Raw genomic sequence first — 12,705 nt, 5'->3', positions numbered from 1 at the left:
TTCCTTCACCTATCATTATTGCTTTTAAGCTAAATCGTCAACCACAACATCTACCATGTATTTCATAGTAAATTTTGAGATTTTTTCTAATTCGTATTTTACTCTAATTTGTATTTCTTTTATAACATCTTTGATATTAACACCAGATAATATTATAACATGTATTCTGAAACGAGTTATATTGTCAGTGTTTGTAAACTCAATAGCGTTGTTAATATCATTTGTTGCAATCTCATCATAAGAATCTGCATTAAAATTAGAAAATGAAACTACACCAGGAACTGTTACTATTGCATCTTTAATAACTTTAATTACTGATTTGTCTATTGTGTTCACAAAATCACCTTACTTTCACTTATATTATTTTAACAATATTATATAAAAGTTGGGTAAAAAAGCAAAATTTTATTATATATGTTGTATTATCTCTTTATTTTTAGTATTATTTTTTTAGTGTTATTAATCTTAACTATAGACAGAGGTGAAATGAGATGGCAAGAAAAGATATGTTAACTGGTAAAAGTGCGTTATCTGGTAATTCAAGATCACACGCTTTAAATGCAACAAAAAGAAAATGAAATTTAAACTTACAAAAAGTTAAAGTTATGGACGAAAACGGTAATGTATTCACTATCAAAGTTTCAGCAAGAACTTTAAGAACTTTAAAAAAACAAAACGTAGTTGTTGCTTAATAAAATAAAACACATGCTTAAACGCATGTGTTTTTTCTAAAAGTTTTTTCTGTTTTCTTTAAATGTTATAACAATTTGCTCAATATCTTTTTCATTTAGAATTTCTATTACCTGCTCTTTGGTTCAATCAAACTCTTGTAATAAATTAATTAATTTTTCTTGTTTTATATATGCACCAAGAAAATCTGAATTTTCTAAAGCTTCAGTTGTTAGTGATATCAATTTAAAAGTATTCTTTTCATCAGGATATTTTTTAATAATTTTATTGTAAACAAATTTTGAATAACTCTTATATATTTCTCTTTTTCTTTCTTCTCTTTTTTGTTCAATAACTTTTTTAGAGTTATTATTAGATTCATTTTTAGAATTTAATTTTGCTAATTTTTTTTCAATCTTTTCTTGTTCAATTTTAATTTCTCAATCAGCCATTAAGTTGTTTTTTTCAATTGTTTTTTCATCATTATTAGCATTTACAAAAATATCTAAAGTTTCTAATTCAGAAATAATTTTATAACTAATTAATAATGAAGGAATGTTAATTGAACACATAAAAAATAATAAGTTAGTTACTCCTATTTTTCTTTTTTTATACGAAATTGTATAAAAAATAATTAGTGAAATAATTGAAACAATTGGTAAAACAGCTAATATAGCTACTATCGCTTGTTTCAATGACACACAAACAAAGATTATGACTGCAATAATTAATAAATTGAAAAGTATTGTAACTAATATATTAAATATATTTAGCATCAGTATTTTATTTTCTTGTTTTTTCATAATACCTCTTTCATTAGAATTATTTTACCAAAAAAAGTATTATAATTGTTATATGCCTCCTTGGCGGAATTGGCAGACGCATCAGACTCAAAATCTGACGAGGAAACTCGTATCGGTTCGACCCCGATAGGAGGCACCAATCTCAAAAAAATTTAGGACTATCAGTCCTTTTTTGTTGTTTATATTTAAGTTTGTTTTTCTTCTAAATATTTAATATAATAATAAAAAGAAAAGAGTTTTTATTTATGCCATGAAAAATAGTTAAAAATGAAAAAGAAGTTATAGTAACACAAGACGAATTAGGTTCTTTTAAAGAAAAAGAAGATGCAATATCAGAAGCTAAAAAATTAGCTAGAGAACATAAATTAATAGCTAAAATATATGAAAATAACGAAAACACTCATTCAACAGAAGAAATGACAATAGATTACACTAGCTTTTTTAATTCTCATGAGATTCATGAAAGATCTTTAAGTGAATTAAAATTAGCAAAAGCGGAAGTAAACGTTGCTAAGCTTGAATTAGATCAAAGAAAACAAGAATTAAAATCTAATAAAAATGAATTTGAAAAAATAACTTTTAAGGCTAAAATAAGAAATGCTAAAATAAGACTTAAAAAAGCTAAACTAAATTTAAAAGCTGCGGAAAAAAGAATTAAATTGCAAGAAAAAAAGGAAGTTTAATTCCTTTTTTTTATTTTGTTGCAATACAAATAATTTCATCATCAGAATAAATTATTGGGTTTTTGTTTAATACTATTGCATTAGAAATACATGTATTTTCTCAAGCCTTTAATTCTAAATTTTCACATTCATATCTTAAGTTTTTTAAAGTTATTTTAGTATCAACTTTAGAAAAGAAACTTACATAAGTATATACTTGAAAATTTTCAAAACTAAGTTCTGTTTCTCCTTTATTCAATTTAAATATTACACTTTCATCGTTTATCAATTTTATTCCATATTTAAATATTAAATTTAAAATTGAAAAATTCATGTCATATCTTTTTGTTGGATTTGCTATAAATATTATATTTGCTGTTGAAGAAATTTTTTTAGCTTCAATAATTGCGATTTCTCCATCCAAATAATCTTTTTCACTAGATAATTTATTAATTTTTTTAGCATAAGATTTAATTATTTCAATTTCTTCATCAAGAACTTGATCAAAATCAGATATAGCTAAATCTATCTTTATTTTTTTGTCTATTAGATCTAAGCAACCACGCTCTACACCAATAATAAAAGATTCAACATTATTAAATATATTTAAATTTATGTTTGTTTTAGCTGTAACAATAATAATATTTTTAATCATGTTTTAAAGATTCAACTTTCTCTAAAAAGTTTTTGCTTTCAAATAGATAGCTTCCTGCAACCATCATTTCTACACCGGCTTCGATAGCTTTTTTGCTAGTTTTATCATTAATCCCACCATCAATTTCAATAGAATAAGTGTATCCATTTGTTTTTTTCAATTCAGCTAAATGTTTTACTTTTTCTAACACTTCGGGAATAAATGATTGGCCACCAAAGCCTGGCTCTACACTCATTATTAAGATGTTTTCTAATTTATCTATTCATTTATTTAAAACTTTTATATTTGTCTTTGGTGAAACAGCTAAACTAAACAGTATATTATTTGCTTTACATATGTTATAAAACATATTTATTTCTTTTTTAGACATTGATTCAACATGCATTGTCATCATAGTAGGTTTACATTTAATGTATTCTGAAAAAAAGTCTTCAAACTTTTTAGTTTTAACTTTAACCATAAAGTGTATATCAATTTTAAAGTCACTTGAATTAACAATATCTTTTAAAATTTTTGATCCAAATGTTAAATTAGGAACAAAATCATAATCCATAACATCATAATGAATTCATTCAATTTTAGCTTCTTTACATCTTTTTATTTCATTTTTTAAATCTGCAAAATTAGCTGATAAAAAACTAGGAACTATTGTTATTTTTTTCATTAGTATTTTACCTTTCTGTTTGATATTTCTTCATATATCTTTTTATAATCTTCGTATATGAAAACTGGTATTTTATTTTGTTCAACAGCTTCTTTTACACCACATTTTTTTTCATGAATATGTATACAATCTATGAATTTACAATCACTGTTAAAATTGTTTAAAATCTTAGATGTTCTTAAAATATTTTCTATTTCCAAATTAACCAATTCAAAACTTGAAAAACCTGGTGTATCAGCTATTAAAATATTATCTGGTAAATTATAAATTTTAACATTTGTAGTAGTATGTTTACCTCTATTTAATTTAAGAGATATTTCATTTGTTTTAATTTGATATTCGAATAAATAATTGTTAAGAGTAGTTGATTTTCCAGCACCTGTCTGTCCAGTAAAAAAAGAAACCTTATCAATCATTTTTTTTCTTAAATTAGCTATTTCATTTAAATAATTCTTATTTTCAATATTATCTAAAACAATAATTTCATACCCTAATTCTTTATAAGAATTAATTTTCTTTGTTACTTCATCATAATATTTAGTTTTAACTAACAGCTCATTTTTTGTAAAAAGAAGGATAGGCTTTATTTTTTTTGCTTCAATCATAAAAATATATTTATTTAAAATATATGAGGCAAAAAGAGGTTCAAATAGTGATGTTACAATAATAACTTGATCGACATTCGCGATACGTGGTCTGTATATTTCATTCTTCCTTGAAAGAATTTTTGTAATATTCCCTTTTTCATTTTCAATAAGTTCGAATTCAACATCATCACCAACTAAAGGTTTTATTTCTTTTTTTACATTACCTTTTATGAATACTTCATATATTTTTTGCTCTTCTGTAAGAACAAAACTGACGTTACTATCTATTTGAATAATTTTTCCCTTCATTTTTACCTCCTATCAAATTAAAACAAACATTAATAAAACAAATATTATAAAAATGCAAGCTACTATCGGAACAACTTTGGCATTAATAAAAGTTGAAATAAATGCTTTAAATTTTTTATTTTCATTTTCTAATTTTTTAATGCTATCAGTCCTGTAAGGCTCATTTTTACTTTTTTTAATTATTATTTTTTTGCCACTACCAATTGCTTTTAAATCTCTTGCAACTTCATTGGCTGTTTTATATCTTTCTGCTACATTCTTTTCCAAACATTTCATAATTATGTCTTCTAAACTCTTATCAATTGCAGGATTTATAACTGACGGTAAAACAATTTCTGCAACCAAAGTTTGATCAAGCAAATATGAATTTCTGTCTTTTCTTGCTTTGTCGTCTTGAGGTTTGAATAACCTTGGATCATTTATTTTTATCAGTTCAACTCCAGTTGTTGCTTCATACATCATTACACCTAATGAATAAATATCTGATTGAAATGAAACTTTATCTTCACTAGAACTATCTGTTTCAATGTATTGTTCTGGTGATGCAAATCTTGGAGTTCCTGGAGAAGATGGTTTTAGTGTTTTTTTAGCATTTCCACCTTCATAAACAAATCCTTTAACATGAGAAATACCAAAGTCAGTTATTTTTATTTTTTTGTCTTTTGATAACAAAATATTTCCCGGTTTTATATCGCGATGAATCATGTTCATATCATGAACTCCTTGAAGACCTAAGGCTATTTCGCTAAAATAGTAAATTATTTCTTCAAAAGTTAAAGTTCCATCTTTTTCTTTTAGCATGTCTTGTAATGATTGACCATCTACATATTCCATTACAATTAATAAAAAGTTTTCTCATTGAAGATAATCTTGAATTTTAACAACTCTAGGATTAAAAATTTGAGTTGAGTATTTCTTAATTTCATCTCTTATTTCTTGTTCTCTTAATCTATCATTTTCATTTTTGATATTTGGAACAAACATTAACTTGATGGCTAAAAAACTTTCACTTGAATAGTTTTGATTACTTAAATCTTTAGCTTTATATACTAAACCAAAAGTACCTCTACCTATTTCATTTATTAATAAATAGTTTCCACTTATTTTTTTATTTGCAAAATAATCAACTGGAATTTCATCTATTCTTGTATATTTTTTTTCATCTTGCATATTACTCACCCATCATTTCTACTATTAATAAAGACAGGTTATCTGTTGAAAAGTTATTCATAGCAAATTCGATCATATCTTTAGCTTTTGATTTAAGTCTTCTCTTTGAGCTTAAAATTTCAGTAAAAGTCTCAGCATCAATATAATCATGAACTCCGTCAGTTGTTAAAACAAAAGTTCCTACATTGTCGTTAAGTAAATATGTATCAATTTTAGTATTTTTATTTGGCCCTAGTGCACTAGTTAATACTTTTCAATATGTCATTTCATTAAATTTTGCACCTAAATAGTTTTTAATTTCTTCTTTTCTTTTTTCTCTATTATCTTTATCATTTCACAAATTTTGGTCAACTGTGATTTGATTTAGTTTTCCGTCTTTTAATCTATATGTTCTTGAATCTCCAATATTAACAACAAAAGCTTTTTTTTCTACAAAAAGAACTGCTGTTAGAGTTGTACCCATATCATGTGTTTCATAAAAAACATCAACATGATCTTTCATTTCTTGAACTATTTGTTTAACAGAATCTCTTAATCATTGATTTATTTGATTATCATCCTTTTCTAAAAAAGTTTCTTTCTCAAATAATCTTATAAATGTTTCAACTGCCATTTTTGATGCTAATTCACCATGAGCATGACCACCCATACCATCACAAACAATAGCAAAAAGACAACCTTCGTTGTTTGTAGTGTAGCCTAAGAAATCTTGGTTTGATTTTCTTACTCTACCTATATCACTCATTGATTGAATTTTATATCTCATTTGAATAAGCCCTCAGTATTTTCTTTTTATATTTTATCATTTTTTCTATGCTTCTTTTTTAGTTTTTTTAATAATTCTGGCAACAATATTGAGCTAAACATCAATATACTGATAGAAAATAAAATTATAGATTTTAAGTATTTACTTTCTTTAATATTTTTAAACTGTGGATTTTCATCATAAATTTCACCATCAATTCATGATGGGTTTTCACTATCTATGTTCTCATTATTTGATTCATTTCAATTATTAGAGTATAGGTGTATATTAACTTCTAAGGTTCCATAAATACAGGTTTTATATTCATCTTTTACATCTATAATTCATTTATTTTCTCTTTCTTTTTCAATAAAAAGAATTTCATCAAATAAAAATGCAAGTGAGCCAAATTTCGAAATTAAAAATTCTTTGTTTACAATAGAATAATTTTCAACAAAAATTTCTTTTGCTAATCCTAAATTGCTGATATTAAAAGTTTGTAAAAAAAATACTTTTAGTTTGGGGGGAGTTAATTGTTTAAGAAAAGCATCTTTTTCTATAACATAGCTTTTTGAAAATTCAATCTCTATTGTCTTTATCAAATTTGGGGTAATTTCTGATAAATCATTTAAATTATCATTTGATAATTGAATTCCAGAAAAGAAATAAAAGAAAATTTGAGAATTTAAATTTAGTTGATCTATCATTTGCAATAATTTATTATTCAACTCTTTATTAATATTATGAATACTATTTGGTATTTTTGAAGGATCATATCTTACTTGTAAACTCTGATTATCAAAAATTTCATATTCTATTTTAGGAATTAAAAAAACTTCAATTTGACTAACACTTAAAGTTCTTTGTTTAAACAAATTTGTAGATTTAATTGCTGACTCTTTGGCACGGTTATTCGTAATTATTGTTGTTAATTTATAATCTTGTTTTATTTCTAAATCTGCCATTAAAAAACTTTGATATTCAATTTTATTAGATGATTCAATTTCTTCTAATACATAGTTATTTATTTTAGCTTTTGAAGAAATTTCTTTTCTAACTAGTAATGAAATACCATTTTTTGTTGAAATTACATTATTGTTTTTATCAATTATTCTTTCAAGTATTTGATATTCTATTTTAAAATCATAATACTCAAAAGTATACTTTTTGAAATCAGTTAAATTAACAACAAATGTGTAATTATAATTTGAATGTCATAAATCTCCATTATTTAAATTTTGATTAAAATTTATGTTTGTAGAATACATTTTTGATGGATACTCTATTTCATTTTTAAAAATTTTTTCATTATTTATTTTTGATTCTGATTTAAAATTAATATTTTGATTAAAACTAAATATAAAAAATAAAAATGTAAGAATTAGATTCATTATAAACCACCTCTTGATATTATTAATAAAAAAACTTGGATTTCTCCAAGTTTCTAAAAAGTTTTTTTAATAATTAATTTATTTATATTTTTACCAGCTGTATGAAATTTTGTTTCATATTCAGTAGGTATATTATTTTTTAAAGCCTCAATATCTGAATATAAATCAGTTGTTTGATATATAAGTTCTCAGTTTTTATTTTCAGCTATCTCTTCTAATGAAAAAGCAAATAATCCATCATTATCTGTTTTAAACTCAAGTATTCCATGAGATTTTATTATGTTCGCATATATGTCTAAAAATGTTCTATATGTAAGTCTTTTTTTAGAATGTCGAGCCTTTGGTCAAGGATCAGAAAAGTTTAAATAAATTTTATCAATTGATGATGGGGCAAAAATATCTGATAAGTCTTCAGCAAAATCATTAAAGTATTTTAAATTAGTTACTTCTTTATTTCTTTGTTCAAATTCTGCTAAAGTTTTTTTCAAAGCCACTCCAACAACAGTTTCTTCTTTTTCCATTCCAATAAAATTAATATCTGATTCTTTTAATGCATGGTTTGTAATAAAATTTCCTTTACCACAGCCAATTTCTAAGTGAACTGGTTGCTTTTTATTATTGAATAAATCAGATAAATTAATTTTTGTTTCTTTATCTCAATTAATTAAATATTTATCATTTTTTTCTAAATATTCCTTTACTCAAGGTTTATTTCTTAATCTCATATTTTCTCCTAAACTATAATTAATGCAAGCCCAATAAATACAAGTACACACATTATGTCAACTAAACTAGTTATTAATGGTGAAGATGCAATTGTTGGATCTCTTTTTATTTTCTTCAATATTAGTGGTAGTAAAATACCCAATAAATTAGCTAGCATAACTACAACTAAAATTCCTAAAGTTGAAAACAAGATAACCATTCATTCCATATGATTAATTGAACCACCGCCCTGTATAGCGTATATAATCAATAATCTAATTACATTTATAAATGATAATGTTATACCTAGTAAGAAACCAACTATTAATTCTTTTCCAAAAATAGTTTTAATTTCTTTTTTATGAACTTGATTTAAAGCTAATGATCTTATCATCATTAATGACGATTGATTTGCTATATTGCCAGATACACCAGCTAAAACAATTAGTATTGGTATCATCATAATCATTTCTTTACCTGAAGATAAGTTTTTTAATTCAGGAACTAGGTTAAACATAACTAACATAATAACATGTGTAACTATTCCAATTAATAATAAAATTGATAATCATACAATTCTAGATTTATACATTTTAAATATACTTGTTTCAAAGTAATCTGATTCAACATTATCTGCATCAATACCTGCAAAATTTTGAATATCTTCTGTTGATTCTTCAACTAATACATCAATAACGTCATCCACAGTTATAATACCTACTAATTGTTGGTTTTTATTTACAACAGGTAGTGTATTTATATCATAACGTTTAAAATAGTTAGCAACTTCTTCTTGATCCATTTCTACGTTAACACTAATAATTTTTGAATTCATTATTTTTTCAAGTTTAGTTTCTGGCGTATTTATTAGAAGTTGTTTTAATTCTAATCAACCTAATAATTTATTTTGCTCATCAATAATAAATAAATCATCTATTTCATCATAGTCTTCATGGCGACGTTTAATAGCTTTAATTGCCATTTCAACGGTATTATCCGCTTTAAGTTCAGTAAAGTTGATACTCATTATGGCACCAGCAGTATGTTCTTTGTACTTAAGAATATTATTTAATTCTTTTCTAACATCTTTTGTAGTTGCTTTTAAAATCTTTTTAACAACTTCACTTGGCATTTCATCAATTAAATCAACAATATCATCAGTGTAAAGTTCATCTAAGATTTCTTGTATTTCTGTATTAGTAAAAGCTTCGATAATATATTCTTGATGTTCAGAGTCTAAATATGTAAAAATTTCTGCAGCTTCTTCAAGCTCCAATAATCTAAATATTTTTAATACTTTCTTACTTTCAAATTGTTCCATTGCCTCAGCAAAATCAACAAATTGAAATTCCTTAGAAATGCTTCTTATTTTTTTAACATCTTTTTTTTCTAAAGCTTTTTCAAGCATTTCTTCAATATGATCTAGTTTCAACATAATTTACCTTTCATGAACTTCTTATTTATATATTGTATAATAAATTTATGGGGATGTCCTGGTTTCGACAGGATACTCTGGTCATATAATAGCAGTGGTGTGGTAGACCATAATACTTCTAGGTTTGATAAAATGCAAACAAAAACGAAGAAAACACAAACGAAGTTCCAACATTTATGTTAAATGCTGGACAAGCAAATTACGCTTTCGCTTAATTTGACTTAAATACAAATATACGTTTGGCAATTTTTAATAGTCTTGGAAGCTGTTAATTATTGTACATACCAATTCCAATAGAAATTATGATCGTAATAAATAATTTTGAAACTCAATTACGAATGTTATATTAGTCTTTTGATAGTTTTATTTAATATAGCAAATTAGAAAATTATCTAAACTGTAGAATTTATATGATTCGGTATTTTGGACGTGGGTTCGATTCCCACCATCTCCACCATTATTAGGAAAAAACAACCTAGTTAGAAATAACTAGGTTTTTATTTTATTATTTTAAGTTCTCTTAAATCTTTATAAACAGCACCGAATAATTCTGTTTGAACAATTCTATTATTACCAGGGTAACTAGAACTTAAAAAGGTCATTGTTATGTTATTCTTAGGGTCAACAAGCCCAGCACTGCCTAAAGCTCCATCTCAACCAAATTCCCCAATTTCTGTTAAAGGGTCTAATTCATTTCTCAATCTTACTCTTACTCCATATCCATAAGAATAATCTTTATTAAAAGTTCATTTAAAAGTTTCCTTGATATCTTTTAATTGATCGCTTCTCATTTCTTCAAGTAATGTAGATTCCAAATATTGTATTCCATTGATTTTTCCATCTATTAAGAAATTCAAAAACTTTGAGTAATCATCTGCTGTGGAAAATAATCCACTGCCGCCCAATGAAGCTGCTGGTTGTTCATTTGTAAAAGGCATAAGGAAATGAAAATCTTTATTAGAAACTAACTTATTTCCATCTATTGTTTTTTTAAATTCATATACTTGTGTTTTTCTATTTAAATCTTTTATATAAAAAGCAGTATCTTGCATCTCTAAAGGTGCAAGTATATTTTCATTAACAAAATCATTAAATCCTTGACTTGAAATCTTTTCAATTATTCCACCGATAATATCAAGTGAAACACCATAATGTCATTCAGTTCCTGGTTTAGAAATTACCTTAGCTTTACTAATTTTTTCACAAAAATTTTGTAAAGTTATATTTTCATTTTCAACCAAGTCAAAAACAGCTTTAATTTCTTTTCCACTTTCTGAGTTATTTCAAAAATAAGTCAATCCAGATGTCATATTCAATAAATGTTTTATTTTAATTTCTTCATTAAAATCTGAGTAAAAATCACAAACTCTATCTTCAAAAGATAATAATCCTCTTTGTATCAATAGTAAACATGCAATAACTGTAATTGGTTTTGTCATTGAATACAATGCAAATATGTTCTCATTGTTCATTTTAACTTTTTCTTCAAGATTTGAATAACCAAAACTATTAAAATAAATTGTTTTGTTTTCATTAGTTATTTTTAATACAACCCCATTAAATAATTTATTATCTATAAATTCATTTAACTTATTTTCAGTGTTTTTTCAATTCATTTTAGTACCTCCATTTTGACTAATATTACAATGAATAAAATAAAAAATTATTCATATTTATTCGACACATTTTTTTTATTTTAACATAAAAAAGTAATTATATTGTGTTTCAAAAATACCTTTTGTTTATTAGCATTTTGATATTATAAGTTCATATTTTTAAATAAAGGAGTTGTATGAAAAATATTGAAAATATGCCAAAAATTGAATTACATGTACATATAGAAGGAACTTTAGAAGCTAAAACAGTTTTAGCTAAAATTGAAGAGAAACAATTAAATTTTGATCATATGTGCTTAGAAAAATTATCAAAGCCACCCCTTTTTACTAGTTTGTCTGATTTTTTAAAAGACTACTATAAAAATATGGCTGTCTTAGAGAATCAACAAGACTTTTTTGATTTAGCTTGAAATCATTTAAAAAATGCAAAAAAACAAAACGTTATTTATACTGAAATTTTCTTTGATCCACAACCTCACATTAAACGAGGCATTCATTTAGATGATGTTATAGATGGTTTATATCAAGCTTTAGAAAAAGCAGAAAAAGAACTTGATTTAAAGGCAAAGTTAATAATGTGTTTTTTGAAAGATGAAAGTGTTGATGAAGCTTTAAATATTTTAGATATGTCAAAACTTGCTATTCAAAATAAAAAAATTGTTGGAATAGGTTTTGATTCCAATGAAATTGAAAACTGAGCAACCATTTTTAAACCAGTTGTTAATAAAGCAAGGAATCTAGGTTTAAATGTAACAACACATGCTGCTGAAAATAGTTTTGAACAAGACCCAATTGAGGTTATAAATATTTTAAACCCTGATAGAATTGATCATGGATTATATATTCATAAAAGTTTAGAAGCATTAAAATTAGTTAAAGAAAAAGAAATACATTTATCATTATGTCCTTTGCCTAATTTTTACTCAAAAGCTTGACTTGACCCAAAAACATTTCCTATTCAAGTTTTCTTAGACAATGATATTTCTTTTTCAATAAATTCCGATGACCCTGCATATTTTGGACCTACAACTTTGAATGATAACTATCTTTTAGTTGATCAAAATAATAAAATATCTGAAGAAAAATGAAAAATTTTATTATTAAGAACATTAAATTCAACATTCACTAATACTAGAGAAAAAGAATATTTAAAAGAAAAAATAGAAAACTACTTCAAATAAATAAATGCTTATCTTACGATAAGTACGAATTAAAATTGGAACTGCAACACTTATGAGAAAATAATCTCATAGGAATTGCAGTTTTTTTGATACAAAAAAAGCAACTCCTGACC

At 24.7% G+C, this 12,705-nt stretch carries 14 protein-coding genes, 1 tRNA gene and 1 other RNA gene; 5 read left to right on the top strand and 11 right to left on the bottom strand.

All coding sequences use genetic code 4. The features are described from left to right. Positions 1 to 24 precede the first annotated feature (24 nt). Complete coding sequence (locus T314_RS0102820; protein WP_011183125.1) at positions 25 to 336, bottom strand: Asp23/Gls24 family envelope stress response protein; 312 nt, start codon at positions 334 to 336, stop codon at positions 25 to 27. Positions 337 to 491: 155 nt separating this feature from the next. Between T314_RS0102820 and rpmB the strand changes: the two genes are divergently transcribed. Then, positions 492 to 692 (top strand): 50S ribosomal protein L28, encoded by a 201-nt coding sequence (gene rpmB, locus T314_RS0102815; protein ID WP_011183124.1) that lies wholly within the window; start codon positions 492 to 494, stop codon positions 690 to 692. A 36-nt stretch (positions 693 to 728) separates the two neighbouring features. Here the strand turns inward: rpmB and T314_RS0102810 are convergent, their stop codons facing one another. Further along, on the bottom strand, positions 729 to 1,472 hold the full coding sequence (locus tag T314_RS0102810; protein WP_029512090.1) for a hypothetical protein: 744 nt from the start codon (positions 1,470 to 1,472) through the stop codon (positions 729 to 731). A 54-nt stretch (positions 1,473 to 1,526) separates the two neighbouring features. Here T314_RS0102810 and T314_RS0102805 point away from each other — a divergent pair. Beyond that, a tRNA-Leu gene (locus tag T314_RS0102805) sits at positions 1,527 to 1,611 on the top strand. 106 nt (positions 1,612 to 1,717) lie between these two features. Continuing rightward, positions 1,718 to 2,155 (top strand): hypothetical protein, encoded by a 438-nt coding sequence (locus T314_RS0102800; RefSeq protein WP_029512089.1) that lies wholly within the window; start codon positions 1,718 to 1,720, stop codon positions 2,153 to 2,155. A gap of 10 nt (positions 2,156 to 2,165) precedes the next feature. Here the strand turns inward: T314_RS0102800 and T314_RS0102795 are convergent, their stop codons facing one another. The 8 genes from T314_RS0102795 to mgtE are packed head-to-tail and all read right to left on the bottom strand — an operon-like array spanning position 2,166 to position 9,795. Next, positions 2,166 to 2,789, bottom strand: coding sequence for a thiamine diphosphokinase (locus T314_RS0102795; protein WP_029512088.1), 624 nt, complete (start codon positions 2,787 to 2,789; stop codon positions 2,166 to 2,168). Continuing rightward, positions 2,782 to 3,453: a ribulose-phosphate 3-epimerase gene (locus T314_RS0102790; RefSeq protein WP_029512087.1), complete on the bottom strand. Its 672-nt coding sequence runs from the start codon at positions 3,451 to 3,453 to the stop codon at positions 2,782 to 2,784. The genes T314_RS0102795 and T314_RS0102790 overlap by 8 nt, the downstream gene beginning before the upstream one ends. Further along, positions 3,453 to 4,349, bottom strand: a complete 897-nt coding sequence (gene rsgA / locus T314_RS0102785) for a ribosome small subunit-dependent GTPase A (protein ID WP_029512086.1) — start codon at positions 4,347 to 4,349, stop codon at positions 3,453 to 3,455. The genes T314_RS0102790 and rsgA overlap by 1 nt, the downstream gene beginning before the upstream one ends. 9 nt (positions 4,350 to 4,358) lie before the next feature. Then, on the bottom strand, positions 4,359 to 5,519 hold the full coding sequence (locus T314_RS0102780; protein ID WP_029512085.1) for a serine/threonine-protein kinase: 1,161 nt from the start codon (positions 5,517 to 5,519) through the stop codon (positions 4,359 to 4,361). 1 nt (position 5,520) lies between these two features. Continuing rightward, a complete protein-coding gene (locus T314_RS0102775; RefSeq protein ID WP_029512084.1) occupies positions 5,521 to 6,285 on the bottom strand; it encodes a PP2C family protein-serine/threonine phosphatase in 765 nt (254 codons plus the stop codon). 26 nt (positions 6,286 to 6,311) lie between these two features. Then, positions 6,312 to 7,655, bottom strand: a complete 1,344-nt coding sequence (locus T314_RS0102770) for a hypothetical protein (protein ID WP_029512083.1) — start codon at positions 7,653 to 7,655, stop codon at positions 6,312 to 6,314. A 53-nt stretch (positions 7,656 to 7,708) separates the two neighbouring features. Then, on the bottom strand, positions 7,709 to 8,380 hold the full coding sequence (gene trmB / locus T314_RS0102765; RefSeq protein WP_029512082.1) for a tRNA (guanosine(46)-N7)-methyltransferase TrmB: 672 nt from the start codon (positions 8,378 to 8,380) through the stop codon (positions 7,709 to 7,711). 8 nt (positions 8,381 to 8,388) lie between these two features. Next, positions 8,389 to 9,795, bottom strand: a complete 1,407-nt coding sequence (gene mgtE, locus T314_RS0102760; protein ID WP_029512081.1) for a magnesium transporter — start codon at positions 9,793 to 9,795, stop codon at positions 8,389 to 8,391. 49 nt (positions 9,796 to 9,844) lie between these two features. On the opposite strand from mgtE, the gene ssrA reads away from it, so the two are divergent. Beyond that, positions 9,845 to 10,252: a transfer-messenger RNA gene (ssrA, locus tag T314_RS03960) on the top strand. Between the two features lie 40 nt (positions 10,253 to 10,292). On the opposite strand, the gene T314_RS0102755 is transcribed toward ssrA, so the two are convergent. Beyond that, positions 10,293 to 11,411, bottom strand: coding sequence for a serine hydrolase domain-containing protein (locus T314_RS0102755; RefSeq protein WP_029512080.1), 1,119 nt, complete (start codon positions 11,409 to 11,411; stop codon positions 10,293 to 10,295). A 176-nt stretch (positions 11,412 to 11,587) separates the two neighbouring features. Here T314_RS0102755 and add point away from each other — a divergent pair, with 176 nt between their 5' ends. Beyond that, the gene (gene add, locus T314_RS03840; RefSeq protein ID WP_036237552.1) at positions 11,588 to 12,592 is read left to right on the top strand and encodes an adenosine deaminase; all 1,005 of its coding nucleotides are present in this window, start codon (positions 11,588 to 11,590) and stop codon (positions 12,590 to 12,592) included. Positions 12,593 to 12,705: the final 113 nt, after the last annotated feature.

Origin of the sequence: Mesoplasma grammopterae ATCC 49580 (assembly GCF_000701525.1) — a bacterium.
In the GTDB taxonomy this organism is placed as follows: Bacteria; Bacillota_I; Bacilli_A; order Mycoplasmatales; family Mycoplasmataceae; genus Mesoplasma; species Mesoplasma grammopterae.
Note: the sequence above shows the minus strand (reverse complement) of the source record. Positions and strands in the feature narration are given on the sequence as shown.